The following is a 24,382-nucleotide window of genomic DNA, read 5'->3' as shown; positions in this document are numbered from 1 at the left end:
CTCGCCTGGCTTCAGAGCAAATCCAAAACAAGCTTCAAAACGGCCAAAAAAAGGACTATCAGGGCGATTGTCCGGCCTTTGTACCGTCCTGACCGCTTCAATTTTATAATCGGAGGATGTCAGTCTGGGCCCTTGGGCTAAACCACAACACCGCACCGCTCGATTTGCGCGGCCGGTTCGCCTACGCCCTGGACCAGGTCGAGCCCACTTTGCGCGGTTTGCGCGAGTCGCTGGCCCGCCAGCCCGAGGCCACGCTGCTCTCTACCTGCAATCGCACTGAGATTTACTGCGCTGGCGAAAAGAACGACCTGGACCACACGCTGGACTGGCTGGCGCACAGTGGCGGCGTCTCGCCCGCCTTGCTGCGCTCACATGCCTATACCCTGCACGACGATGCAGCGGCCCGTCATGCTTTTCGCGTGGCCAGCGGGCTCGATTCCATGGTGCTGGGCGAGCCCCAGATTTTGGGCCAGATGAAGGACGCCGTGCGCGCCGCCGAAGACGCGGGCGCCATGGGCACCACCTTGCACCAGCTGTTCCAGCGCTCCTTTGCCGTGGCCAAGGAAGTGCGCAGCAGCACCGAAATCGGCGCGCACAGCATCAGCATGGCGGCGGCCAGCGTGCGGCTGGCCGGCCAGCTGTTTGAAGACCTCGGCGACATCAAGGTGCTGTTTGTCGGCGCCGGCGAGATGATTGACCTCGCGGCTACCCACTTCGCCGCCAAAAACCCCAAAGCCATGGCCATCGCCAACCGCACGCTGGAGCGCGGCGAGAAGCTGGCCGGCCGCTTCGGCGCCGAAGTGATGCGCCTGGCCGATTTGCCCAGCCGCCTGCATGAGTTCGACGCCGTGATCAGCTGCACCGCCAGTACGCTCCCCATCATCGGCCTGGGCGCGGTCGAGCGCGCCGTCAAACTGCGCAAACATCGCCCGATGTTCATGGTCGACCTGGCCGTGCCGCGCGACATCGAACCCGAAGTCAAGGCCCTGCCCGACATCTACCTCTACACGGTGGACGACCTGGCCCACGTGGTGCAGACCGGCAAGGACAGCCGCAAGGCCGCCGTGGCGCAAGCCGAGGTCATCATCGACGCGGGCGTGCAGAACTTCATGCACTGGCTGGGCCAGCGCCGCAGCGTGCCGCTGATCCAGCAGCTCAATGCGCAGACCGACGAGTGGCGCGCTGCCGAAATCGTGCGGGCCAAAAAGCTGCTGGCCCGGGGCGAGCCCATCGACACGGTGCTGGACGCGCTGACCCGCGGCCTCACCCAGAAAATGCTGCACGGCGCGCTGGCCGAGCTGCATGCGGGCGACGCCAACAGCCGCGAAGCCACGGCACAGACCGTATCCAGGCTGTTTTTGCGCGGCCAGCTGCCCAAAATCCAGTCCGACGACAAAGAGCGTTAGCGGCCGCCAAGGCACTGACTTCCTGTGCCGGCCACAGCCGGTTGCTCCGCTGACGGAGCGTCGTTGTTGACGGCCTTCCGGCCCCCTTTTTCCAGTCCTCCATTCCCATGAAACCTTTTCTTCGCCAAACCCTGGACCGCCAGCTGCTGCGGCTGCACGAGCTGGACGCGCTGCTGTCTGCCAGCGACGTGGTCAGCGACCTGGACCGCTTCCGTTCGCTGACCCGGGAGCACGCCGAAGCCAGCGTGATCGCCGACCAGTACTTGCGGCTCACCAGTCGCGAGGCCGACCTCGGCAGTGCTGAAGGCATGCTGACTGAAGCCAAAGATGACCCGGAAATGGCTGCGATGGCGGAGGAAGAAATCGCCGCCGCCAAAGCCGATATCGCGAAGATCGACGAGGCCCTGCAGCTGATGTTGATTCCGAAGGACCCGGACGACGCGCGCGCGGCTTTCATCGAAATCCGTGCCGGCACCGGCGGTGATGAATCAGCGCTGTTCGCCGGTGACCTGTTCCGGATGTACACCCGCTTTGCCGAACGCAACCGCTGGCAGGTGGAAATCATCAGTGAATCCTCCAGCGAACTGGGCGGCTACAAGGAGGTCGTGCTGCGCATTGACGGCGCCACGGACGCCCTGGGCGTCGGTGTGTACGGCAAGCTGCGATTTGAGTCAGGCGGCCACCGCGTACAGCGCGTGCCCGCCACCGAAACGCAAGGTCGCATCCACACCAGCGCCTGCACGGTGGCCGTGATGCCGGAGCCGGACGAAGCCGTAGCCATCCAGATCAACCCGGCCGACCTGCGTATTGACACGTACCGCGCCAGTGGTGCCGGCGGCCAGCACATCAACAAGACGGATTCGGCCGTGCGCATCACGCACATTCCGACCGGCATCGTGGCGGAATGCCAGGAAGGCCGGAGCCAGCACAGCAACAAGGCCCAGGCGCTCAAGGTACTCACCGCACGCATCCACGAAAAAGACCGCTCCGAGCGCGCCGCCAAAGATGCCGCCCTGCGCAAGGGGCTGGTGGGCACAGGCGACCGCAGCGACCGCATCCGCACCTACAACTTCCCGCAGGGGCGGTTGACCGACCACCGCATCAACCTGACGCTGTACAAGCTTCTGGCCATCATGGAAGGCGACCTGGGCGATGTGGTCACGGCCCTGCAGGTGGCGCGCGGCGCCGAGCTGCTGGCGGAGCTTGAGACCGCCAACAATGGCGCCTGAACATCAGCAGTTGAGCAACAAAAAGGCCTCCAGCCCAATCAGGATGTGCGCAAGCAGCTACTATTTTCATAGCACTTCAAGGGGGTTCAGTTGAGCGGGCTTACCTGCGCGCAAGCCCTGGCTGCCGCCCAGGCATTGGGGCTGGACCGCCTGGATGCCCAGTTGTTGTTGTTGCATGCGCTGGGCAAACCGGAGCATGCCCGCGCCTGGCTGCTGGCCCACGATACGGACGAGCTGGCAGAAGATGCCGCGCAGCGTTTCCAGGCGCTGTGCCTGCGCCGCGCCAGCGGAGAACCGCTGGCTTACATCGTGGGCAGCAAGGAGTTTTTCGGCCTGACGCTTCAGGTGGATGCCCGTGTGCTGGTACCGCGCCCCGACACCGAAACGCTGGTGAGCTGGGCGCTTGAGCTGCTGCAGGTGCCCGGCGCACCGGCCGACCCGCGAATTCTGGACCTTGGCACGGGCAGCGGGGCCATTGCCCTGGCCATTGCCCACAGCCTGCCCAAGACGGGCCGACAGGGCCGCGTGACGGCGGTGGATGCGAGTGCGGACTCGCTGGATGTCGCCCGGGATAATGCGACCCGCCTGAACCTGGAGATCGATTTCATTCAAAGTCACTGGCTGCAGGAAGTTAGCGGACACTTTCACCTGATCGCCAGCAATCCGCCTTACATTGCCAGCGCTGACCCACATCTGGCTGCCCTGATTCACGAGCCCCTGGCCGCCCTGACTGCCGGCCCGGACGGGCTGGAGGACATCCGGGAGATCACCCGGAAGGCGCCCGCCAGCCTGCTGCCAGGCGGCTGGCTGTTGCTGGAGCATGGCTACGACCAGGCAGAAGCCGTGCGGTCACTGCTGGCGCAAGAGGGCTTTGTACAGGTTCAGAGCCGGCGCGACCTGGCGGGCATCGAACGCTGTTCTGGCGGGCTGTGGCCGGGCGAACGATGAATCCACACGGGAAATCAAACGGCAGGATAATCGGGAGGTTGAATTCTGGTTTCCAGATTCCATGTATTTGAAACAGCCTCGCCGAAACGCGTTTTTCGGCCCGGTACAGGCGCTTCGGCCCACACCCCAAAAGGATTCACCATGAGCACGACAGACCCTACCCAGCAACGCATCGCCGAAATCGTCAAATCGAGCGATGTGGTCCTTTTCATGAAAGGCACGGCCCAATTCCCGATGTGCGGTTTTTCCGGCCGTGCCATCCAGGTGCTGAAGGCCTGCGGCGTGAACAAGCCCGCCACCGTGAACGTGCTGGAAGACGAGGAAATCCGCCACGGCATCAAGGAGTTCAGCAACTGGCCGACCATTCCACAGCTCTACGTGAAAGGCGAGTTCATCGGCGGCTCGGACATCATGATGGAGATGTACCAGAACGGCGAGCTGCAACAGGTGCTGGGAACCCCCACCACCAACTGAGCGTTGCAGGCGTTGTGCCGGCTTTGCACCGGCGCCATCGATGGATCAGCGCGTGTAGCCCGCGCAGGCGCCTGCATCTACCGCGCCCTTGCATTCGCGTTTGAGCCGGGCATCGCGCTGGCCGGGTGTCTCGCCGGACCCTGAGATGAATTTGACTTTGCCGCCTGAATTTACCGCACCGGATTGAGCGGCGGTCTTCTTGGTTTTTTTGGCCTTGGCGGGCTTTACCCCATCCTGGGCCGATTGAGCCTGCACATTACCGCCCAGCAGCGCCATGGCCAAGACGGCAGCCAGCGCATTGCAAAAATTCCTGTTCATACTTTTTCCTCCCTTTTTATTCTTTCGCAAACGCAGGTGACACCGCGTTTCGCCTCAAGCTTTATTGCAGCTTGGGGTCGCCAAATTGTTCATCATCAGGTGGCACATCCGCCGGCAGGCGGAACCCTTCGCTGGCCCAGGCGCCCAAGTCTATGTTCTTGCAACGCTCGCTGCAAAATGGGCGAAAAGGGTTGCTGGGTGCGTAAATGCTTTCACCGCCGCAGCCCGGGCATACGACCCGTTTGAGGGGCGGGGAATCGTTCTTCATCGCAGGCATGTTTGTAGACAGGTCTGGGGATCAATCGGGTGTGATGGCGGGGAGGCTGCAAGTCCTGAAATCAGGAGCAAAGCGTCAGCTCAAACGCAGAATCTTCGGTGCTGGCGTGCAGCCGGTCGTCACTGCCGTGACGCATGAGGCGCACCGACACAATCAGCCGGTTACCGCTGATTTCGGGAATCAGCCCCAGAGCCGGGTCTATCCGCAGGCGCAACAGCTGGAAGGTACGCCCCTGCGGCAACGTCTGCTGGTATTGCCCGCCGGGCGCCACCACTTTTTGAGGCGCCCCGGAGTCACGCAACAGCGTTAGCAGTACACGTATGGATTCGGCCAGCGGCACCAGCGGTGTGATCCAGCGCTGCAGGTCTTGCTGGCGTGTTTCGGTGTCCAGGTGTTGCCATGCATAGTAGGCCGGCAAATCAAACTCACAGGTCCCGCCCGGGATGCCGACACGGCTGCGAATGCTCATCAGCCAGTCGTTTTCCGTCAGGGAATGACCGGCTTTGCCCGGCAGGTTGTTCAAGGCGGAAAAACAGCCCTCAAGCTGGCCGGTCACCTCGTCCAGAACGGCTTCGGAAATGGCCGGGTTGCCGCGGTAGCCGTTGAGGACATGTTTTTGCTTCTCAAGGTCCTTGAGCACGTCGGTCTTCAGGTCGGCCCGCGCGCCGACATCCATGATTTCAAAAATGGTCGTGATCGCGTAATGATGATCCGTCGGGCTCTCACGCTCCACCAGTTCACCGAGACGGCGAAACAGGTGCTCAAGTCGCAGGTAAGTGCGTATTCGTTCGTGAAAAGGATACTCGTAAAGGATCACAGCGCTAGATTTCGTCAGCTTTGAATGAGGAGGTTTGTTTGCGCATCATAGCCCGAAGCGCCTGGCAAGCTGTCGGACCAGGGCTTCCAGGCTCGCCAGAGACAAGCCATCGTTATAGAGGCATATGTCAGCCGCAGACAGGCGCTGCGCGCGGCTTGCCTGGCCAGCCATGATTTTCTCCACAACCTCCCGTGGCCAGCCGTTTCGGGTCATCACGCGGTCAATCTGGGTCACCTCGCTGCAATCCACAACCAGAACCTGGTCAAGCTGCTGTCGCCATCGTCCCGACTCCACCAGCAACGGGACGTCAAAAATGACACAAGCACTGCCGCCCGCGACCGCCTGCTCATATTGATGCAGGGTTTCCCGGCTTACCCAGGGGTGCACGATGGACTCGAGCCTGCGCCGTGCAGACGGGTCGTCAAAGACCAGCTGCCGCATCCGTTCCCTGTGCATGGCGCCTTCGGGGGTGATCAGTTCTCCGCCGAACAGCGCTGCAATTTCCGGCACAGCCGCCCCACCGGCTGCCGTGACCGCACGGGAGATGGCATCAGCATCCACCAACGCCGCGCCGTGAGCAACCAGAATACCGGCAAGCGTGCTTTTACCGCTGCCTATGCCACCGGTCAGTCCAATACGCAKGGCTGCACGGGACATGGCATCACAAGCCCACAAATCGCAAAATGGATTGCGGCCCAAAAATCATGGCCGTGAAACCCGCACCGGCCAGGAAAGGTCCAAAGGGCACATAACCGCCCTCGCGCAAGCCGGTGGAGAACTTCAACGCAATACCTATGACAGCACCAATCACCGAAGCCATCAGGATCATGGGAACCAGCGCAGGCCAGCCGAACCAGGCACCGAGTGCGGCGAAAAGCTTGAAGTCGCCATAGCCCATGCCCTCCTTGCCGGTGGCCAGTTTGAAGGCCCAGTACACGAGCCATAGAGACAGGTAGCCAGCGACGGCACCCCATAAGGCCGTTGGCAGGCTAACCGAAGGGTTCCACTGCAGGGCGGCAACGATCAGGCCGGCCCACAGCAAAGGCAAGGTGATATCGTCCGGCAGCAGCGTGGTGTCCCAGTCGATCATCGCCAGGGCCAGCAGTGCGGCCGAAAAGCCGCACCAGCCCAGCGCAGTCAGCGACCAGCCCCAACGCCACACACAAAAGAAGAACAAGGCGCCCGTCACTGCCTCCACGACGGGGTAGCGCATACCGTAGGGCGAGCCGCATACCGAACACTTGCCTCGCAGGAACACATAACTGACCACCGGAATGTTCTCGTACCAGCGGATGGCATGGCCGCAACTGGAGCACCGTGAGCGTGGCACCAGCAGATTGAACTTGTCGGAAGGTTCTGCTGCATGCCCAGCCAGTTCCGCGCATTCCTGCGCCCACTGCCGCTCCATCATTTTGGGGAGGCGGTAAATCACAACATTCAGGAAACTGCCAATCAGCAGGCCCAGGATGCCGGCCAGCGACGCATCAAACGCCGGGCCCATACCCGTACCCATCAAACGACTTGACCCAGCTTGAAAATGGGCAGGTACATCGATACCACGATGCCGCCAATAAGGGTACCCAAAAACACAATGATGATGGGCTCCATCAGGCTCGAAAGGCCGGCCACCATCTCGTCGACTTCCGCCTCATAAAAGTCGGCGGCCTTACCGAGCATGTGATCGACGGAGCCGGATTCCTCACCAATGGCGCACATCTGCAACACCATGGTCGGGAACAGATTCGCATTGCCCATCGCGGCGGTCAGGCTGGTGCCCGTGGAGACTTCCTGCTGGATTTTTTCGGTGGCATCGGCATAGAGGGAGTTACCAGACGCTCCACCGACGGAATCCAGCGCTTCAACCAATGGAACGCCGGCGGCAAACATGGTGGACAAGGTACGGGTCCATCGGGCAATGCACGATTTTTCAATCAGGGAGCCAAAGACAGGCACCTTGAGCAAGGCTCTGTCCATGAACTTCTGCATTTTTTCGTTGCGCTTCCAGGCCTGGAAGAAAAAGTAAAGGCCACCACCGATGCCGCCAAAAATGAGCCACCAATAGGCTACGAAGAATTCACTAACGGCAATCACAAACAGCGTTGGTGCCGGCAAGTCAGCGCCAAAAGATTTAAACACTTCCTTGAAAGCCGGGATCACAAAAATCATGATGACCGCGACCACCACAAAGGCCACAATCACCACCGAAATGGGATACATCAGGGCCGACTTGATTTTCGATTTGATGGCTTCCGTTTTCTCCATGTAGACCGCAAGGCGGTCCAGCAGGGATTCCAGAATACCTGCAGCTTCACCGGCCTCGACCAGATTGCAGTACAGCGCATTGAAATACATCGGGTATTTGCGAAAAGCCGCGCTCAAGGAGGTACCGGTTTCCACGTCAGTGCGCACATCGTTGAGAAGCTTGGTGACGCTGGCGTTCGGATTGCCGCGACCCACAATATCAAACGACTGCAAAAGCGGAACGCCCGCTTTCATCATCGTAGCCAGCTGGCGGGTAAAGATAGCGATATCCCTCGGCCTGATCTTCTTGCCGGAGCGCATGCTGCGCTTTTTGATCTTGGTGGGCAAAACGCCCTGGCGGCGCAGGGAAGCCTTGACCTGGTTTTCTCCGGCGGCCCGGGTTTCGCCCCGAACCTGTTTGCCGCCGCGGTCTTTGCCCTCCCACTCAAAAACAAATTCCTTGACGCCTTTGACAGATGCTGCAGTTGCCATGATGGTTTTCTCGTTTTATCGATGGCCCAAGCCACCTTTCGCTACAGACGCCGATTAATCAGCACTTTGCGTGAGCAAATTTAAACATTCGTGCAACCCAAAACCTCTTCCAGTGAGGTCATTCCGAGTTTAACTTTTTGCAATCCGGACTGGCGCAGGCTTCGGACCCCTTCGAGTTCAGCCTGCGCAGCGATTTCAAGCGCACTTCCGTCGCGAAGGACAATACGCTGGATTTCCTCGGAAATCGGCATCACCTGATAAATACCGACACGCCCCTTGTAACCATTTGTGGACATGGAGCAACCCACAGGCCGATACGGCGTCCACGAGCCGTCGACGTCATCCTCTTTGAAACCGGCCTCCAGCAATGTCTCGCGAGGGATATCAGCAGGAGACTTGCAGTTGGGGCAAAGCCGGCGCGCAAGGCGCTGGGCCGTGATCAGGATCACGCTTGAGGCAATATTAAAAGGAGCAATGCCCATGTTGCGCATACGCGTCAACGTGGTGGGTGCGTCGTTCGTATGCAGCGTGGACATGACCATGTGGCCGGTCTGCGCGGCCTTGATGGCGATATCAGCCGTTTCAAGATCGCGAATCTCACCGACCATGATGATGTCCGGATCCTGCCGCAAAAAGGCTTTGAGCGCGACAGAAAAAGTCATGCCGGCCTTGTCATTCATGCTGACTTGGTTGACACCGGGCAATGTGATTTCGGCGGGATCCTCAGCGGTGGCAATGTTGACACCCGGCTTGTTCAGAATATTCAGGCAGGTGTACAGCGACACGGTTTTACCGGAACCCGTGGGCCCCGTCACCAGCACCATGCCGTAGGGTCGCTGAATGGCGGCCATCAGGCGCTCTTTTTCAATCGTTTCATACCCCAGTGCATCAATGCCCAGCTTGGCGCTGCTCGGATCCAGAATACGGATAACGATTTTTTCGCCATACATGGTCGGCAAGGTGCTCACCCGGAAATCGATGACCCGGTCGGGGCCGATCTTGAGTTTCATTTTGCCGTCTTGCGGTACGCGTTTTTCCGAGATATCCAGCTTGGAGATAACCTTGATGCGCGCGGCGAGCTTTTCCTTGATGGCGACCGGTGGTGACGCGATTTCGCGCAATTCGCCGTCCACCCGGAAGCGCACCCTGTAGGTATGCTCAAACGGCTCGAAATGCAGGTCGGAAGCGCGCATGCTGAAAGCATCAAGCAGCATCTTCTGGAGAAATTTGACAACCGGAGCGTCCTCAACTTCGGAGACACCCGCTTCATCTTCGGTTGCGCCAGAATCCACACTGGTTTCATCAAACTCAAAGTCATCGCCGATGATGCTTTCCATCGCCTCAGAGGCGCTGGTGTTGGATACTTCCGACAGCTTGGACAGCTTGTCGTATTCGGCGATGACCCAGTCGACCCCCATCTGGGTGGAAAACTTGATTTTTTCGGCCGCCTCCTGGTCAGATGGATCTGCCGTTGCAACAATCAGCCGGTTATTGCGTTTGCTCAGAACAACGATACGGTACGTTGCACAGATTTTGGAATCGAGCAGTCCCTTGGGCAGGCGCTGTATGTCTATGGCGTCCAGGTCAAGCAAAGGCGCCGCGAAGGCGGTCGACATGGTGTGCGCCAAGTCAGACGCGGAAACCGCTCCGGAGCCCGTCAGTTCGGCGATGAAGCTGGTGCGCCCCGTTTGGGCTTTGCGAAAGATGTCTTCAGCAGCCTTTTGACCCAGCTTCCCCGCAACCACCAAGGCCCGACCCAGACCTGGCAATGCCATGGATGGTGGTTGGTTAATAGCAGTGTCGACAGCGGCCATGGATTCTCTGGATAGGCTTAAATAGGTATCATCGCTTATAGATTACAAGGTGTAAATCGAAAACGCGCCAGAGGCCTGCCCGGCGTTGGAAGTATGCGAAGAAACGCACACATACGGCCAAGGCCAGGATATTTTTGGTCGGGGTGAGAGGATTCGAACCTCCGGCCTCTACGTCCCGAACGTAGCGCTCTACCAGGCTAAGCTACACCCCGATCCGGCAGCCGTCAGAAACGCCTTTCCAGCAATTGGGAGGCCAGCTGCATCAGGGCATTACTGTAAATGTTTTGGGGCAGGGCCTGCAAGGCATTCAGCGCGCGCTGTGCTTCTACAGCCGCAGCATCCCGGGTGGCCTGCAGCGCTCCGGTCTGTTGCACGATGGCGATGATCTGTGTCATCTGGTCCGTGCCACCCGTCTCAATTGCCTGCCGGATGGTCGTACGCTCAGCCCCGGTACCTCGCTGCATGGCGATGATCAGCGGAAGTGTCGCCTTGCCTTCGCGTAAATCGTCGCCCAGGTTCTTCCCCATCTCAGACACATCCCCGTCGTAGTCCAGCACGTCGTCGATCACCTGGAATGCGGTGCCCAGTGCCTGGCCGTAGTCTGCGCAGCTTTGCTCAATGGCTGGCGGCGACTGGGCCAGCAAGGCCGCCAGGCGGGCGCTGGCTTCGAACAGCTTGGCCGTCTTGGAGCGGATCACCCGGAGGTAGCCCTCCTCCGACAGTGTCGCGTCGTGCATGTTCATAAGTTGCAGCACCTCGCCCTCGGCGATCACGTTGGTTGCCTCGGCAAGGGTTTGCATGACACGCATATCGCCAGCTTCGACCATCATCTGGAAGGCCCGGGAATACAGAAAATCACCCACCAGAACGCTGGCAGGGTTGCCAAAGGCTTCGTTGGCGGTTGCTCGCCCGCGGCGCAACGTGGACTCGTCCACCACATCATCATGCAGAAGCGTTGCGGTATGGATGAACTCGACGACGGCGGCGAGGTTGTAGCGCTGAGCCTCTTTGTAGCCCAAAGCGCCGCACATCAAAAGCAACAGTGCCGGCCGCAACCGCTTGCCGCCGGCCGCAACGATGTACCGGGAGACCTGGCTTACAAGGGGCACCTCGGACTTCAGGCGAAGCTCGATGACGGCGTCCATTCCCCGCATGTCGTCTGCAATCAGGGCGAGGGCTGCGGCGGTGCTTGAAGAATTGGCAGACAAAAGGCGGATCCAGACGTAAGTTTGGGCAGATTATAGGAAGACCCCCGCCCGCCATACCCGGCTCAGTCCCCACATTCGGCCCGAAAAAGCCCGGAAAACGGGCGGCTGGCCAATTTTGGCCCGGCATGCTAGAATATTGGGCTCTGCGGAAATCCGTCTGCAGAACTCAATAAAGAGGTCTTACATGTACGCGGTCATAAAAACCGGTGGCAAACAATACAAGGTTGCTACTGGAGAAAAAATTAAAGTAGAACAGATTGCTGCGGACGTAGGCCAAGAGATCGTTATTGACCAGGTATTGGCTGTCGGCACCGGCAGCACAATCACGGTTGGTACGCCCTTGGTGTCCGGCGCCACTGTTACAGTCACTGTCCTTTCCCAGGGTAGGCACGACAAGGTTCGCATTTTCAAAATGCGCCGTCGCAAGCACTACCAAAAGCGTCAGGGCCACCGGCAAAACTACACGGAACTGCAAATCGGCGCCATCGCCGGTTGAACAGGGACGTACCAGGAGTAACGAAAAATGGCACAGAAAAAAGGCGGCGGCTCTACGCGAAACGGGCGTGATTCACAGCCCAAAATGCTCGGCGTCAAGAAATTTGGCGGTGAAGTCATTAACGCAGGCAGCATCATCGTGCGCCAGCGCGGCACCAAGTTCCACCCAGGCGTCAATGTCGGCATCGGCAAGGACCACACGCTGTTCGCGCTGGTTGACGGCTCGGTCTCGTTTTCCATCAAGGGTGCGCTGAACAAGCACACCGTGAATGTGACCCCGGCGTAAGCTGATCACTTCGATAAGTCACTTCGACTGAAACGAAGCCCCGACCTGTCGGGGCTTTTTTGTTTGTAAACTTGATCTCCGGCCCCTGACGCCCCCTGTTTTAACCGCAGCACTCCATCATGAAATTTGTTGACGAAGCCTTTATTGACATTGCCGCAGGCGATGGCGGGAGTGGCTGCGTCTCCTTCAGCCACGAAAAGTACAAGGAGTTCGGCGGCCCAAACGGCGGCGACGGCGGACGCGGCGGTCATGTGTACGCGGTGGCCGACATCAACCTGAACACGCTGGTGGACTTCCGGTTTTCACGCCGCCACGAGGCCCGTAACGGCCAGCATGGCATGGGTTCGGACATGTTCGGCGCCAAGGGCGACGACATCATCCTGAAGATGCCGGTCGGAACCATCCTGACCGATGGCGAAACCGGGGAAGTACTTTACGAATTGCTGGTTCCCGGTGAACAGGTGCTGATCGCCAAGGGCGGCGACGGCGGCTTCGGCAACCTGCGCTTCAAAAGCTCGACCAACCGCGCGCCACGCAGCAAGACACCCGGCTGGCCCGGCGAGCGCAAGAGCCTCAAGCTCGAACTCAAGGTACTGGCCGACGTCGGCTTGCTGGGCATGCCCAATGCCGGCAAGTCCACCTTCATTTCGGCCGTGTCGAACGCGCGCCCGCGCATTGCAGACTACCCTTTCACCACCCTGCATCCCAACCTCGGCGTGGTACGCGTGGGCCCGGAACAAAGCTTCGTGGTGGCCGATCTGCCCGGCCTTATCGAGGGTGCTTCGGAAGGCGCCGGCCTGGGCCACCTGTTCCTCCGGCATCTGCAGCGCACCCGCCTGCTGTTGCATATTGTCGATATGGCGCCTTTCGATGAAGGCGTGGACCCGGTGGCGCAAGCCAAGGCAATTGTGGGCGAACTCAAAAAATACGACGAAGCCCTTTACGACAAACCACGCTGGCTCGTCCTCAACAAGCTCGACATGGTGGACAAGGACAAACGTGCCGCGCTGGTGAAGGATTTCGTCAAGCGCTTCAAGTTCAAGGGCCCCGTCTTCGAAATCTCGGCCTTGACGCGCGAGGGTTGCGAGCAGCTGGTCAAAACCATTTACCAGCACGTCAAGCAAGTCCAGAAAAGCGAGCAGCCGGTGGAAGAGGTTGATCCGCGATTTGCCGAACTGCCGCCGGAATCCCCGTAACGGCCTTTCCCCGCTGATTTCCGGGCAAACGCCGCCGGCATTTGCTATATAAACGATAGCTGCTTGCGCCCGCCCTGATTGGGCTAGAGCCCTAAAATACACTTAAATGCAAGAACAAACCGGCTCCTTGGTCCTGCGCAACGCCAAACGCATCGTGGTGAAGGTGGGCTCCAGCCTGGTCACCAACGAAGGGCGCGGGCTGGATTCCGTGGCCATCGGCCAGTGGTGCGAGCAGCTGGCAGCCCTCGTGAAGGACGGCCGGGAGGTCATCATGGTCAGCAGCGGCGCCATTGCCGAGGGCATGAAACGCCTCGGCTGGGCAACGCGGCCCAAGGCCATCCATGAGCTGCAGGCCGCCGCCGCCGTGGGCCAGATGGGTCTGGTACAGGTTTATGAAACCAAGCTGCGCGAAAACGGCATCGGCAGCGCCCAGGTCCTGCTGACGCACGCCGATCTGGCAGACCGCGAACGCTACCTCAATGCGCGCTCCACCCTGCTGGCGCTGTTGCAGCTTGGCGTGGTGCCTGTCATCAATGAAAACGACACCGTCGTCAATGACGAGATCAAGTTTGGCGACAACGACACGCTGGGCGCACTGGTCGCCAACCTGGTGGAAGCCGACGCGCTGGTCATCCTCACAGACCAGCGCGGCCTCTACACCGCCGATCCGCGCAAGGACCCGGCCGCGCAGTTTGTGCATGAGGCCAAGGCCGGCGACGCAGCGCTGGAGACCATGGCGGGAGGCGCAGGTTCCAGCATCGGCAAGGGCGGCATGATCACCAAGATCCTGGCCGCCAAACGCGCCGCGGGCTCAGGCGCATCGACAGTTATCGCCTGGGGCCGCGAGCCGCAAGCACTGGTCCGGCTGACCCGGGGCGAGCCCATCGGCACGCTGCTGGTGGCGCAAACCCAGAAGATGCAGGCACGCAAACAATGGATGGCCGATCACCTGCAAATGCGGGGCTCAGTCACGGTGGACGCAGGCGCCGTGGGCAAGGTGCGCGATGAGGGCAAAAGCCTGCTGCCCATCGGCATGACGGCCGTTCAGGGGGAGTTTTCGCGCGGCGATGTCATCGCCATCAGGGACCCCGGAGGCGCCGAGATCGCGCGCGGCCTGGCCAATTATTCGAGCGCCGAAGCCCGCATGATCTGCCGCAAGGCATCGTCAGAGTTCGAAAAACTGCTGGGCTACACCGGCGAGCCCGAGATGGTTCACCGCACCAACCTGGTATTGACCCGCTAGGCTTTGCCGGCTGCGGCCCTGCTTCCTGTGCCTTATTCCCGGGTCCTGAAGTTCGGGTTCTTCAGCCGCGACACCATCAGGTCCACTGTTTGCACAGGTGCCGCGCTGTCGCAGGCGCCGGCCCTGGCCAAACGAAAGGCATGCTTGGACGGCATGTTGCCGAACACCGACTTCCATTCGGGCTTGCTGACGTTGGTCCATTTGCCGTCTGAATAACGGGCGTATGTCTTGAATTCAYCGGTGCTGCAGCGTATGCCTTCGTACATCACATTGCGCGCGCCGCTGGCATTGGAGGCCACGATCACGTAGCGCACGACGCTGTCCTTGTTCGAAATCTGGATGGTCGCAGGGTCCACACCGTACACCAGCTGGGAATTGGGCGACACCTCAAACGTGACGAGTTTGGTGAGGTCGAAGGCCGGCGGCGCCGAGACGCTGTCTTCTTTCCACTCTTCGGGATCTTCCAGCGGGGCGACGGCCCACGATGTACAGCTGATGCCCAGCAAAAGTGCGGCGGCCACAAGGGCGGGTTTGAGATTCATGGTTTGGTTGGTTGGCTGTTCGCATCCAGGCTGGTCTGCGGATCGGGTTCAAAAGTGGCGCCGGGCGGCAGTTCGAAAGACGCTCCCAGCCGTGTCATTGGTGCATGAAAGGGCTCGCCAGCGGTCGGTAAACCGCCCTCGCCGGCCTGGCCCGCATGGTCACGCTGATGCAATCCCCCGCGCAAATAACGGTTGCGGTGGTCGGGGCGTTGCTCGAAACGCGCGTCCGTGCGCGGAACGAACCGCGACAGCTCGGTCAGGGCCATTTCGTACACGCCACGCTTGAACTCGACCACCACGTCCAGCGGCACCCAGTAGTCGTTCCAGCGCCAGGCATCGAACTCCGGATGGTCTGTGGCGCGCAGGTTCAAGTCCCAGTCGTGGCCAACCAGTTGCAGCAGGAACCAGATTTGTTTCTGGCCTTTGTAATGTCCGCGCGCATCGCGGCGGATGAACCGGTCAGGCACCTCATAGCGCAACCAGTCTCGGGTTCGGGCCAGCACATTCACATGCTGCGGCATCAGCCCCACTTCTTCATGCAACTCGCGGTACATGGCCTGCTCGGGATTTTCGCCCCGGTCAATGCCACCCTGCGGAAATTGCCACGAGTGGGTACGGATACGTTTGCCCCAAAATACCTGACTTCTCTGGTTGAGCAAGATGATGCCGACGTTGGGCCTAAAGCCGTCCCGGTCAAGCATAATCAAACCTCAATTTTTTAAACTGAGTCCATTATGCACAGCGAAGGCCCCAGCGCCAAGCGCACAGCGGGCTGCAGCACCCCTTTCCCGTTCCTTTCCTGCCCCCTTTTCGACTCTTTTCCATCCCTTTTTCCAACCCCGGAATCCCCGAAAACCGCCCATGAAAGCCTCCCAGTTCTTTATTTCCACCCTCAAGGAAGCGCCTGCCGACGCGGAAGTCGTCAGCCACCAGCTCATGATGCGGGCCGGCATGATCAAGAAACTGGGCGCCGGCGTGTACAACTACATGCCGATGGGCCTGCGCGTGATCCGCAAGGTCGAGGCCATCGTGCGCGAGGAAATGAATCGCGCCGGCGCGATCGAAATGACCATGCCGGTGATCCAGCCGGCCGAGCTCTGGCAGGAAACCGGCCGCTTTGAAAAAATGGGCCCCGAGCTGCTGCGCATCAAGGACCGCCACGGCCGCGACTTTGTCGTCCAGCCGACCAGCGAGGAAGTCGTCACCGATGTGATGCGCCAGGACATCAAGAGCTACAAGCAGCTGCCCAAAAACCTGTACCAGATCCAGACCAAGTTCCGCGACGAGCGCCGGCCGCGCTTCGGCCTGATGCGCGGACGCGAGTTCATCATGAAGGATGCCTACAGCTTCGACCGCGACCAGGCGAGCGCCAAGGCCAGCTACCAGGTCATGGCCGCGGCCTACCGCAAGATTTTTGACCGCTTCGGCCTGACCTACCGCGCCGTCGCGGCGGACAGCGGCGCCATTGGCGGTGACCTCAGCGAAGAGTTCCAGGTGATCGCCGCCACCGGCGAAGACGCCATCGTGTATTGCCCCGGCAGCGACTACGCCGCCAACATGGAAAAAGCCGAGGCGCTGGCGCCCCAGGGCGCACGCAAGGCCGCTTCCCAGGCGCTGACCAAAACCGCCACGCCCGGCAAAGCCACCTGCGCCGACGTGGCGGAACTGCTGGGCATCCCGCTCGCTTCCACCGTCAAGTCGCTGGTACTGGCCACCGACCAGATGGATGAAACCGGCAAGGTCATCAAGACGCAGGTCTGGCTGCTGCTGCTGCGCGGCGACCACGACATGAACGAGGTCAAGGTTGGCAAGGTGCCGGGCCTGGCGGACTTTCGCTTTGCCACCCTGCCGGAAATTGAAGACCATTTCGGCTGCAAGCCTGGCTACCTCGGCCCGCTCAACCTGAAGAAACCCGTCAAGCTGGTGGCGGACCGCGAAGTCGCGGCCATGGCCGACTGGGTGTGCGGCGCCAACGAAGTGGACTTCCACACCACCGGCGTCAACTGGGGCCGCGACCTGCCCGAGCCCGAACTGGTGGCCGACATCCGCAACGTGGTTGCGGGCGACCCTTCGCCCGACGGCAAGGGTGCGCTGGTGATTGAGCGCGGCATCGAGGTCGGCCACGTGTTCTACCTCGGCACCAAATACAGCCAAGCCATGAACGCCACCTTCCTCGGTGAAAACGGCAAGCCCCAGTTCCTGGAAATGGGCTGCTACGGCATTGGCATCACGCGCCTGCCGGCCGCCGCCATCGAGCAGAACCACGACGAACGCGGCATCATCTGGCCCGACGCGATTGCGCCTTTCACCGTGGTGCTGTGCCCCATCAGCCCTGACCGTTTTCCCGAAGTCGAAGCGGCCGCCAGCAAGCTTTACGCCGAACTGCTTGCAGCCGGCGTAGACGTGATCCTGGATGACCGCGGCGAACGGCCCGGCGCCATGTTTGCCGACTGGGAACTGATTGGCGTGCCGCACCGCGTCACCATCGGCGACCGCGGCCTCAAAGACGGCCAGCTCGAATACCAGCACCGGCGCGATGCGGCTTCGAGCAAGATCGACGTTGCCGGCGCCTTTGATTTCCTCAAGGGAAAGCTGGCGCTTTGACGCTCCAATGGTTTCCGTGCGCTCATTGACGACGTCCGCATCCGGTGCCGCTCCGGCCAAGGCGCAGGGGATTTCCAGGCGAAGCTGCCTGCAGGCCCTGCCCATCGCCCTCAGCCCGCTGCTGCTGGCACAGCAGGCGCATGCTGGCGCGCAGGTGGAAGAGCCGCTGATCGACTCGGTGCGCACGGCTTTGAGTTCGGCGATTGCCAACCAGGCACCTCCCGTGCCCGAGTTCAAGGACACCGAAAGCCGGCTCGCCTACCTGCGCTGGCTGGGCGCCATGAGCGAGCGGCTCAAGAAGAAAAAACCCGAGTGGCAAATCCGCAAGGAGTTTTTGCAAACCGTCTGGTACGAAAGCCGCCGCGCCGGGCTGGACACCACACTGGTGCTGGGCCTGATCCAGGTCGAAAGCAATTTCCGCAAATTCGCGGTTAGCAACGTCGGCGCGCGCGGCTACATGCAGGTCATGCCTTTCTGGACGCGTGTGATCGGCGACGGCGACCCCTCCAAACTCTTTCACATGCAGACCAACCTGCGCTTTGGCTGCGTGATCCTGCGCCACTACCTGGACCGCGAACGCGGCGACCTCTTCATGGGCCTGGGCCGCTACAACGGATCGCGGGGCAAGTCGCCCTACCCCAATGCCGTGATGGGGGCGAGCAAAGCCTGGGAGTTCTAGGCACACCCCCATCGGGGCTCACTGCGTGTAGCCCCTTTCCCCCTTGCAGGGGGCGGCGCCTGCAGGCCGGCAAAGCCGGACCTGCGGCCCCTGCTGGCAAAACACCGCTATCAATTCAATAGCTGCTTGCGCTTGCCACTATTGGGCTGAGGCGCTATTTGATGCCTGAAAACCGGGTCTTAGCGCCGTTTGGCGGCCGACACAACGGGTCTTGAAGGCATTTTGATGTCTAAAAGGGGCTTTTTGGCCTCTTTTTACCCATGAATAGTGCCTCTAGCCCAATACTGGCAAGCGCAAGCAGCTATAAATTTAATAGCGGTCGGCTGCCTTGCCAGCAGGGGCCGCGGATCTGGCTCTGCCAGTCCGCAGGCGCCGCCCCTGGAAGGGGGAAGGCGCTACACGCAGTGAGCGTCCGACGGGGTGAACTTAGTTTTCGGCTTTGCCGGGCCGCAGGCGCCGCCCCCTGCAAGGGGGGAGCAGGCTACACGAAGTGAGCCTGAACGGGGGTGTTCTATTTTTCTGCGGCAAACCAGTCCAGCACAGGCACCGTGCCCGGCAGCACCGGCTGCACCGTGACCGGCAGGTTTTGCCAGGCAAAGGACTGGCCTTCGTGCATGTGGAGTTCGCCGGTCCAGTCGAAGACCTTGCAGAAGTTGAGGCGGACCAAGGCGTGCGGATAGTCGACCATTTCGACTTTCCAGGGTTGGGCGGCGCCTATGGTGACGCCGATTTCTTCCTGCAGTTCGCGGCGCAAGGCTTCTTCGACCGTTTCACCGGCTTCGAGCTTGCCGCCCGGAAATTCCCAATAACCTTCGTAGACCTTGCCCGGTGGGCGTGAGGTGAGGAGGAAATCGCCATTGGGCCGGATCAGCACGCCGACGGCCACGTCGACCACCTTGCGGTCCACACCGCCCTCGCGCGGGCGCTCGCCGTCGGCGACCAGCACGCTCATGTCGAATGGTCGGGAGCGTGGTCGCCGTCGGGCGACGCAGCAGCCACCGCAGCGCCCGGCCGCTCATACGCCGCGATGGGTGCAGCCGCCGCGGGCCGGCTGGCACTATCGCGGCCGGCGTAGTCGCGGGCGAACTGGTAGGCCACGCGGCCGCTGCGTGAGCCGCGCTCCAGCGCCCAGACCAGCGATGCGGGCCTCGCGGCCGCAATTGCGTCGGGGCCCACGCCGAAGGACGACAGCCACTGCGCGACGATGGTCAGGTATTCGTCCTGGGTGAAGGGGTAAAAACTGACCCACAGGCCGAAGCGCTCCGACAGCGAAATCTTTTCTTCGACCACTTCACCGGGATGCACCTCACCATCGTCACCGTGGGTGTAGGTGAGGTTTTCGGTCATGTACTCGGGCAGCAGGTGGCGCCGGTTGCTGGTCGCGTAGATCAGCACATTGGGCGTCGCCGCTGCCACAGAACCATCGAGGATGGACTTGAGCGCCTTGTAGCCGGGCTCGCCTTCTTCAAAACTCAGGTCGTCGCAAAAGACGATGAATTTTTCGGGCAGTCCGGACACAACGTCGACGATGTCCGGCAGGTCAGTCAGGTCGGCTTTGTCGACCTCGATCAGCCGCAGGCCGCGCGCCGAATATTCATTGAGGCAGGCCTTGATCAGCGAGGACTTGCCAGTGCCGCGCGCGCCGGTCAGCAGCACGTTGTTGGCGGGCTTGCCGCTGACAAACTGCTCGGTGTTGCGCCGGATCTTTTCCTTCTGGTCCTCGATTTCCTTGAGGTCGCCCAGGCTCATGTTGCCGATGTGGCGCACCGGCTCCAGCGAGCCGTGGCCGGAGCTGCGCTTGCGGTAGCGGTAGGCAATCGAAGCGCTCCAGTCCGGCGCGGTGAGCGGTTGCGGCAGCACGGATTCAATCCGTGCCATCAGGGACTCGACACGGGTGATCAGGCGTTCAAACTGCTCGTTCATGCTCGGCCGGACTAGCTGCGGTAATCCGCGTTGATTTTGACGTAGTCATAGGAGAGATCGCAGGTCCAGACCGTGTCGGCTGCATCGCCTCGGCCCAGCACCACGCGCACAGTGATCTCGCTTTGCTTCATCACACGCTGGCCGTCAGCCTCGACATAAGCAGGATGGCGGCCACCGTTTTTGGCGACCAGCACGTCGTCCAGGTAGAGGTCGATTTTTGTCTGGTCCAGGTCATCGATACCGGCGTAGCCGACTGCTGCCAGGATGCGGCCGAGGTTGGGGTCGCTGGCGAAGAAGGCGGTTTTCACCAGCGGCGAATGCGCGATCGCATAGGCCACCTTGCGGCACTCTTCGCCGGTCTTGCCGCCTTCGACGGCGACGGTGATGAACTTGGTGGCGCCTTCGCCGTCGCGCACGATGGCTTGGGCCAGCTTGCGGGCAATGTCCAGCATGGCAGCGCGCAGGGCCTTGCCTTCTGCGCTGTCGAGTGAAGTGATGGGCGGGTGCTTCGCCTTGTTGGTGGCCATCACGACGAACGAGTCGTTGGTTGAGGTGTCGCCGTCGACAGTCACGCGGTTGAATGACCCTTCGGCCAGTTCTGTGGCCAGCTGCGCCATGAGCGGCTGGGCAACGCAGGCATCGGTGGCCATGAAGCCCAGCATGGTGGCCATGTTGGGCCGGATCATGCCGGCGCCCTTGCTGATGCCGGTGATGGGGACGTCGGCGCCTGCAATCTTCACGCGCGCGGAGAAAGCCTTGGCGACCGTATCCGTCGTCATGATGGCTTCGGCGGCGTTGCCCCAGTTGTCGGCCTTGGCAGCCTCCAGTGCGGCAGGCAGGCCGGCCGCGATGCGGTCGTTGGGCAGCGGCTCCATGATGACGCCAGTGGAAAACGGCAGGATCTGCTCAGGTGCAATGTCCAGCAGCCGGGCCAGTGCGATGCAGCTGGCGTGCGCGCGGCTCAGGCCGTCGTCGCCGGTGCCGGCGTTGGCATTGCCCGTGTTGATAAGCATGGCGCGTATGCCGGCCGTCTTGCCGTCATTTTTAGCCAGGTGCTCGCGGCAGATCTGCACGGGCGCCGCACAAAAGCGGTTTTGCGTGAAGACGGCCCCGACCGAGGCGCCCTCGTCAAGCAGCAGCACCGAAAGGTCTTTGCGATTGGCCTTGCGGATGCCCGCTTCGGTGATTCCCCAGCGCACGCCGGGCACAGGGTAAAGGTCCGCGGCGGGCGTGGCAACCAGATTGACGGGCATGTTCCAGGACTCCGGAAAATCAGGGTTAAATCGGCAGTGTTCAGCGCAGCGCGGTGCTCAGTTCAGTCGGCCGTGGCAGTTTTTGTACTTCTTGCCCGAGCCGCAAGGGCAAGGGTCGTTGCGGCCCACACGCGGCACTTCGTCAGCCGGTATGGACGACGCGCGGCGCTGCGATTCGCTGTCCAGCGTCGTTTCCACCTCACCGGTTTCAGTGGGTGCGGTGTAGGTGACGTTGGTGATGTTCTCGGCCCGGCTTTCCATTTCCTCGGCGGCCTGCTCCAGCTGTTCACCCGACTGGATCTTGACCGTCATCAGCACCTTGGTGACTTCGTTCTTCACGCTGTCGAGCAGCTGGCCGAAGAGTTCAAAAGCCTCGCGCTTGTATTCCTGCTTGGGCTGCTTCTGCGCATAGCCGCGCAGGTGAATGCCCTGGCGCAGGTAGTCGAGGGCGCTCAGGTGTTCACGCCAGTGGCTGTCGATGCTCTGCAGCAGGACGATGCGTTCGAACTGCGTGAAGTTTTCTTCGCCGATTTTCTCGACCTTGTCGGCGAATGCGGCGTTGGCCGCGGCAATGACTTTTTCCACGACTTCGTCGTCGGTGATGGCGGTCGCGGCTTCCAGCTCCTGGCGCAGGGGCAACTCGATCTGCCACTCGTCACGCAGCACGTTCTCGAGCCCGGCGATGTCCCACTGCTCTTCAACGCTTTCAACCGGCACATACTGCCGCGCCAGGTCGGTGAAACAGCCCTCGCGCAGGGAAGCGATTTGCGCCTGCAGGTTGGCCGCATCCATGATGTCGTTGCGCTGCTGGTAAATCACCTTGCGCTGGTCATTGGCTACGTCATCGTATTCCAGCAACTGCTTGCGGATGTCGAAGTTGCGCGCTTCCACCTTGCGCTGGGCCGACTCGATGCTGCGGGTCACAATGCCCGCCTCGATAGCCTCGCCATCGGGCATCTTGAGCCGCTCCATGATGGCCTTGACGCGGTCGCCCGCGAAGATGCGCATCAGCGGGTCGTCCAGGCTCAAATAAAAGCGCGATGAACCGGGGTCGCCCTGGCGGCCCGAACGGCCGCGCAGCTGGTTGTCGATACGGCGCGATTCGTGGCGTTCGGTCGCGATGATGCGCAAGCCGCCCAGGGAGGTAACCTGCTCATGCTCTTCTTTCCAGACCGCGCGCAGACGGGTGATTTCCGCTTCCTGAGCCGCCACATCGAGCGACTCGTCCGTTTCAACCGCTTCAATCAATTTTTCCACATTGCCGCCCAGCACGATGTCGGTGCCGCGGCCCGCCATGTTGGTGGCGATGGTGATCATTTTCGGCCGCCCGGCCTGGGCAATGATGTCAGCTTCGCGGGCATGCTGCTTGGCGTTGAGCACCTGGTGCGGCAGGTTTTCCTTGATCAGCAACTGGTCGATGATTTCGGAGTTCTCAATCGACGTCGTGCCGACCAGCACGGGCTGGCCGCGCTCATAGCATTCACGGATGTCCTTGATCGCAGCTTCGTACTTCTCGCGGGTGGTCTTGTAGACGCGGTCCAGCTGGTCGTCGCGGCGGCTGACGCGATTGGGCGGGATGACCGTGGTTTCGAGGCCGTAGATTTCCTGGAATTCGTAGGCTTCGGTGTCGGCCGTACCGGTCATGCCGGCCAGTTTGCTGTAAAGGCGGAAATAGTTCTGGAAGGTGATGGAGGCCAGCGTCTGGTTCTCAGCCTGGATCTGCACGCCTTCCTTGGCTTCGACAGCCTGGTGCAGGCCGTCGCTCCAGCGGCGGCCCGACATCAGGCGGCCGGTGAATTCGTCAACGATCACGACCTCGCCGTCCTGCACCACATAGTGCTGGTCGCGGTGGTACAGCAGGTTGGCGCGCAGCGCTGCATACAGGTGATGCATCAGCGAAATATTGGCCGGATCGTATAGCGTGGCGCCTTCCGGAATCAGGCCCAGGTTGAACAGCAGGCGCTCGGCGTTCTCATGGCCCTGCTCGGTCAGGAAAACCTGGTGGGTTTTCTCGTCGATGGTGTAGTCGCCGGGCCTGGTCACGCCTTCGCCGGTGCGCGGATCGGCTTCGCCTTCCTGGCGCGTCAGCAAGGGCACGACCTTGTTCATCGCCAGATACATCTCGGTGTGGTCTTCAGCCTGGCCGCTGATGATGAGCGGCGTGCGCGCTTCGTCGATCAGGATCGAATCGACCTCGTCGACGATGGCGTAGTTCAGGCCGCGCTGCACGCGGTCTGCCACCTCGTAGACCATGTTGTCGCGCAGGTAGTCAAAGCCGTACTCGTTGTTGGTGCCGTAGGTGATGTCGGAGCCGTAGGCCGCCTGCTTTTCCTCGCGCGACATGTTGGGCAGGTTGATGCCTACGGTGAGGCCCAGGAAGTTGTAGAGCTTGCCCATCCAGCGCGCGTCGCGGCTGGCCAGGTAGTCATTGACCGTCACCACATGCACGCCTTTTCCGGTCAGTGCGTTGAGGTAGACCGGCAGCGTGGCGGTGAGGGTCTTGCCCTCGCCGGTGCGCATTTCGGAAATCTTGCCGTTGTGCAGCGACATGCCGCCCAGCAGCTGCACATCAAAGTGACGCATCTTCATGACGCGCTTGCTGCCCTCCCGGACCACGGCAAAAGCCTCAGGAAGAATGGCATCGAGCTCTTCGCCTGCGGCCACCCGGTCTTTGAATTCCTGGGTTTTGGTGCGCAGCTGGTCGTCGCTCAGTTTCTCATACTCGAGTTCCAGCGCATTGATGCGTTCTACGGTTTTGCGGTAGGTTTTGAGCAGGCGGTCGTTGCGGCTGCCGAAAATTTTGGTCAGGATGTTGGAAGCCATAAATGCGAGGCCGCCTTTGACCGCTCCCGCGAGCTAGGCAATGCGGCCGAAATCCCTTTTTGTGTACGGAACCTAGGTGTGGGCGCCAACAGTTACTTCAACTGGGCCCAAACC

General features: G+C 61.2%; 24 protein-coding genes and 1 tRNA gene. 10 read left to right on the top strand and 15 right to left on the bottom strand.

The annotated features are described in order from the left end of the window. Positions 1 to 116 precede the first annotated feature (116 nt). From hemA to grxD, 4 genes are all read left to right on the top strand, one after another. Positions 117 to 1,406, top strand: a complete 1,290-nt coding sequence (hemA, locus tag AC1DY9_RS06425; RefSeq protein WP_457279667.1) for a glutamyl-tRNA reductase — start codon at positions 117 to 119, stop codon at positions 1,404 to 1,406. A 107-nt stretch (positions 1,407 to 1,513) separates the two neighbouring features. Beyond that, positions 1,514 to 2,635 carry a peptide chain release factor 1 gene (gene prfA, locus AC1DY9_RS06420; protein ID WP_477666071.1) on the top strand — a complete coding sequence of 374 codons (1,122 nt, stop codon included), beginning with the start codon at positions 1,514 to 1,516 and terminating at the stop codon, positions 2,633 to 2,635. A 90-nt stretch (positions 2,636 to 2,725) separates the two neighbouring features. After that, entirely contained in the window at positions 2,726 to 3,583 is an 858-nt protein-coding gene (gene prmC / locus AC1DY9_RS06415; protein ID WP_477666070.1) for a peptide chain release factor N(5)-glutamine methyltransferase, read from the top strand. A 141-nt stretch (positions 3,584 to 3,724) separates the two neighbouring features. Then, positions 3,725 to 4,057 (top strand): Grx4 family monothiol glutaredoxin, encoded by a 333-nt coding sequence (grxD, locus tag AC1DY9_RS06410; protein ID WP_457279670.1) that lies wholly within the window; start codon positions 3,725 to 3,727, stop codon positions 4,055 to 4,057. Positions 4,058 to 4,102: 45 nt separating this feature from the next. Here grxD and AC1DY9_RS06405 read toward each other — a convergent pair whose 3' ends face one another. The 9 genes from AC1DY9_RS06405 to AC1DY9_RS06365 all read right to left on the bottom strand — a co-directional run bounded on the left by AC1DY9_RS06405 (position 4,103) and on the right by AC1DY9_RS06365 (position 11,224). Further along, a complete protein-coding gene (locus AC1DY9_RS06405; protein WP_457279671.1) occupies positions 4,103 to 4,375 on the bottom strand; it encodes a hypothetical protein in 273 nt (90 codons plus the stop codon). Between the two features lie 61 nt (positions 4,376 to 4,436). Beyond that, positions 4,437 to 4,652, bottom strand: a complete 216-nt coding sequence (locus tag AC1DY9_RS06400) for a DNA gyrase inhibitor YacG (protein WP_457279672.1) — start codon at positions 4,650 to 4,652, stop codon at positions 4,437 to 4,439. A 61-nt stretch (positions 4,653 to 4,713) separates the two neighbouring features. After that, the gene (gene zapD / locus AC1DY9_RS06395) at positions 4,714 to 5,469 is read right to left on the bottom strand and encodes a cell division protein ZapD (RefSeq protein WP_457279673.1); all 756 of its coding nucleotides are present in this window, start codon (positions 5,467 to 5,469) and stop codon (positions 4,714 to 4,716) included. 45 nt (positions 5,470 to 5,514) lie between these two features. After that, entirely contained in the window at positions 5,515 to 6,126 is a 612-nt protein-coding gene (gene coaE, locus AC1DY9_RS06390) for a dephospho-CoA kinase (protein ID WP_477666069.1), read from the bottom strand. Positions 6,127 to 6,130: 4 nt separating this feature from the next. After that, positions 6,131 to 6,982, bottom strand: a complete 852-nt coding sequence (locus AC1DY9_RS06385; protein ID WP_457279675.1) for a prepilin peptidase — start codon at positions 6,980 to 6,982, stop codon at positions 6,131 to 6,133. Then, on the bottom strand, positions 6,982 to 8,202 hold the full coding sequence (locus AC1DY9_RS06380) for a type II secretion system F family protein (RefSeq protein ID WP_457279676.1): 1,221 nt from the start codon (positions 8,200 to 8,202) through the stop codon (positions 6,982 to 6,984). Before AC1DY9_RS06380 ends, AC1DY9_RS06385 begins: the two co-directional genes overlap by 1 nt. Positions 8,203 to 8,282: 80 nt before the next feature. Continuing rightward, entirely contained in the window at positions 8,283 to 10,016 is a 1,734-nt protein-coding gene (pilB, locus tag AC1DY9_RS06375) for a type IV-A pilus assembly ATPase PilB (RefSeq protein WP_477666068.1), read from the bottom strand. A 135-nt stretch (positions 10,017 to 10,151) separates the two neighbouring features. After that, positions 10,152 to 10,228 (bottom strand) — tRNA-Pro (locus AC1DY9_RS06370). Positions 10,229 to 10,240: 12 nt separating this feature from the next. After that, positions 10,241 to 11,224, bottom strand: coding sequence for a polyprenyl synthetase family protein (locus AC1DY9_RS06365; RefSeq protein WP_457279678.1), 984 nt, complete (start codon positions 11,222 to 11,224; stop codon positions 10,241 to 10,243). Between the two features lie 184 nt (positions 11,225 to 11,408). Between AC1DY9_RS06365 and rplU the strand changes: the two genes are divergently transcribed. From rplU to proB, 4 genes are all read left to right on the top strand, one after another. Beyond that, complete coding sequence (rplU, locus tag AC1DY9_RS06360) at positions 11,409 to 11,720, top strand: 50S ribosomal protein L21 (RefSeq protein WP_122955355.1); 312 nt, start codon at positions 11,409 to 11,411, stop codon at positions 11,718 to 11,720. A 27-nt stretch (positions 11,721 to 11,747) separates the two neighbouring features. After that, on the top strand, positions 11,748 to 12,005 hold the full coding sequence (gene rpmA / locus AC1DY9_RS06355) for a 50S ribosomal protein L27 (RefSeq protein ID WP_457279679.1): 258 nt from the start codon (positions 11,748 to 11,750) through the stop codon (positions 12,003 to 12,005). Positions 12,006 to 12,124: 119 nt separating this feature from the next. Continuing rightward, positions 12,125 to 13,201: an Obg family GTPase CgtA gene (gene cgtA / locus AC1DY9_RS06350; RefSeq protein WP_457279680.1), complete on the top strand. Its 1,077-nt coding sequence runs from the start codon at positions 12,125 to 12,127 to the stop codon at positions 13,199 to 13,201. Positions 13,202 to 13,307: 106 nt separating this feature from the next. Continuing rightward, positions 13,308 to 14,444 carry a glutamate 5-kinase gene (proB, locus tag AC1DY9_RS06345; RefSeq protein WP_457279681.1) on the top strand — a complete coding sequence of 379 codons (1,137 nt, stop codon included), beginning with the start codon at positions 13,308 to 13,310 and terminating at the stop codon, positions 14,442 to 14,444. Between the two features lie 32 nt (positions 14,445 to 14,476). Here the strand turns inward: proB and AC1DY9_RS06340 are convergent, their stop codons facing one another. Together AC1DY9_RS06340 and AC1DY9_RS06335 are read right to left on the bottom strand one after the other, a co-directional pair. Next, on the bottom strand, positions 14,477 to 14,986 hold the full coding sequence (locus AC1DY9_RS06340; protein WP_477666067.1) for a CNP1-like family protein: 510 nt from the start codon (positions 14,984 to 14,986) through the stop codon (positions 14,477 to 14,479). Beyond that, the gene (locus AC1DY9_RS06335; RefSeq protein WP_457279683.1) at positions 14,983 to 15,687 is read right to left on the bottom strand and encodes an RNA pyrophosphohydrolase; all 705 of its coding nucleotides are present in this window, start codon (positions 15,685 to 15,687) and stop codon (positions 14,983 to 14,985) included. The genes AC1DY9_RS06340 and AC1DY9_RS06335 overlap by 4 nt, the downstream gene beginning before the upstream one ends. 160 nt (positions 15,688 to 15,847) lie before the next feature. Here AC1DY9_RS06335 and AC1DY9_RS06330 point away from each other — a divergent pair, with 160 nt between their 5' ends. After that, positions 15,848 to 17,590 carry a proline--tRNA ligase gene (locus AC1DY9_RS06330; RefSeq protein WP_477666066.1) on the top strand — a complete coding sequence of 581 codons (1,743 nt, stop codon included), beginning with the start codon at positions 15,848 to 15,850 and terminating at the stop codon, positions 17,588 to 17,590. 7 nt (positions 17,591 to 17,597) lie between these two features. After that, positions 17,598 to 18,269 carry a lytic transglycosylase domain-containing protein gene (locus tag AC1DY9_RS06325; protein ID WP_457279685.1) on the top strand — a complete coding sequence of 224 codons (672 nt, stop codon included), beginning with the start codon at positions 17,598 to 17,600 and terminating at the stop codon, positions 18,267 to 18,269. A gap of 511 nt (positions 18,270 to 18,780) precedes the next feature. Here AC1DY9_RS06325 and AC1DY9_RS06320 read toward each other — a convergent pair. The 4 genes from AC1DY9_RS06320 to secA are packed head-to-tail and all read right to left on the bottom strand — an operon-like array spanning position 18,781 to position 24,268. Beyond that, on the bottom strand, positions 18,781 to 19,221 hold the full coding sequence (locus AC1DY9_RS06320) for an NUDIX domain-containing protein (protein WP_457279686.1): 441 nt from the start codon (positions 19,219 to 19,221) through the stop codon (positions 18,781 to 18,783). Next, positions 19,218 to 20,192 (bottom strand): ATP-binding protein, encoded by a 975-nt coding sequence (locus AC1DY9_RS06315; protein WP_457279687.1) that lies wholly within the window; start codon positions 20,190 to 20,192, stop codon positions 19,218 to 19,220. Before AC1DY9_RS06315 ends, AC1DY9_RS06320 begins: the two co-directional genes overlap by 4 nt. An 11-nt stretch (positions 20,193 to 20,203) precedes the next feature. Beyond that, entirely contained in the window at positions 20,204 to 21,445 is a 1,242-nt protein-coding gene (argJ, locus tag AC1DY9_RS06310) for a bifunctional glutamate N-acetyltransferase/amino-acid acetyltransferase ArgJ (RefSeq protein ID WP_477666065.1), read from the bottom strand. A gap of 57 nt (positions 21,446 to 21,502) precedes the next feature. Next, a complete protein-coding gene (secA, locus tag AC1DY9_RS06305) occupies positions 21,503 to 24,268 on the bottom strand; it encodes a preprotein translocase subunit SecA (RefSeq protein WP_477666064.1) in 2,766 nt (921 codons plus the stop codon). Positions 24,269 to 24,382 lie beyond the last annotated feature (114 nt).

This window comes from Polaromonas sp. P1_F6 (assembly GCF_056405695.1).
This window is presented reverse-complemented; position numbering and strand designations above follow the sequence as displayed.

Excerpts from the sequence above, each read along its gene's own strand:
- hemA (WP_457279667.1), top strand. The coding sequence starts at position 117 with ATGTCAGTCTGGGCCCTTGGGCTAAACCACAACACCGCACCGCTCGAT.
- prfA (WP_477666071.1), top strand. The coding sequence starts at position 1,514 with ATGAAACCTTTTCTTCGCCAAACCCTGGACCGCCAGCTGCTGCGGCTG.
- grxD (WP_457279670.1), top strand. The coding sequence starts at position 3,725 with ATGAGCACGACAGACCCTACCCAGCAACGCATCGCCGAAATCGTCAAA.
- AC1DY9_RS06405 (WP_457279671.1), bottom strand. The coding sequence starts at position 4,375 with ATGAACAGGAATTTTTGCAATGCGCTGGCTGCCGTCTTGGCCATGGCG.
- AC1DY9_RS06400 (WP_457279672.1), bottom strand. The coding sequence starts at position 4,652 with ATGCCTGCGATGAAGAACGATTCCCCGCCCCTCAAACGGGTCGTATGC.
- AC1DY9_RS06385 (WP_457279675.1), bottom strand. The coding sequence starts at position 6,982 with ATGGGTACGGGTATGGGCCCGGCGTTTGATGCGTCGCTGGCCGGCATC.
- AC1DY9_RS06380 (WP_457279676.1), bottom strand. The coding sequence starts at position 8,202 with ATGGCAACTGCAGCATCTGTCAAAGGCGTCAAGGAATTTGTTTTTGAG.
- pilB (WP_477666068.1), bottom strand. The coding sequence starts at position 10,016 with ATGGCCGCTGTCGACACTGCTATTAACCAACCACCATCCATGGCATTG.
- rplU (WP_122955355.1), top strand. The coding sequence starts at position 11,409 with ATGTACGCGGTCATAAAAACCGGTGGCAAACAATACAAGGTTGCTACT.
- rpmA (WP_457279679.1), top strand. The coding sequence starts at position 11,748 with ATGGCACAGAAAAAAGGCGGCGGCTCTACGCGAAACGGGCGTGATTCA.
- cgtA (WP_457279680.1), top strand. The coding sequence starts at position 12,125 with ATGAAATTTGTTGACGAAGCCTTTATTGACATTGCCGCAGGCGATGGC.
- proB (WP_457279681.1), top strand. The coding sequence starts at position 13,308 with ATGCAAGAACAAACCGGCTCCTTGGTCCTGCGCAACGCCAAACGCATC.
- AC1DY9_RS06335 (WP_457279683.1), bottom strand. The coding sequence starts at position 15,687 with ATGCTTGACCGGGACGGCTTTAGGCCCAACGTCGGCATCATCTTGCTC.
- AC1DY9_RS06330 (WP_477666066.1), top strand. The coding sequence starts at position 15,848 with ATGAAAGCCTCCCAGTTCTTTATTTCCACCCTCAAGGAAGCGCCTGCC.
- AC1DY9_RS06325 (WP_457279685.1), top strand. The coding sequence starts at position 17,598 with ATGGTTTCCGTGCGCTCATTGACGACGTCCGCATCCGGTGCCGCTCCG.
- AC1DY9_RS06320 (WP_457279686.1), bottom strand. The coding sequence starts at position 19,221 with ATGAGCGTGCTGGTCGCCGACGGCGAGCGCCCGCGCGAGGGCGGTGTG.
- AC1DY9_RS06315 (WP_457279687.1), bottom strand. The coding sequence starts at position 20,192 with ATGAACGAGCAGTTTGAACGCCTGATCACCCGTGTCGAGTCCCTGATG.
- argJ (WP_477666065.1), bottom strand. The coding sequence starts at position 21,445 with ATGCCCGTCAATCTGGTTGCCACGCCCGCCGCGGACCTTTACCCTGTG.
- secA (WP_477666064.1), bottom strand. The coding sequence starts at position 24,268 with ATGGCTTCCAACATCCTGACCAAAATTTTCGGCAGCCGCAACGACCGC.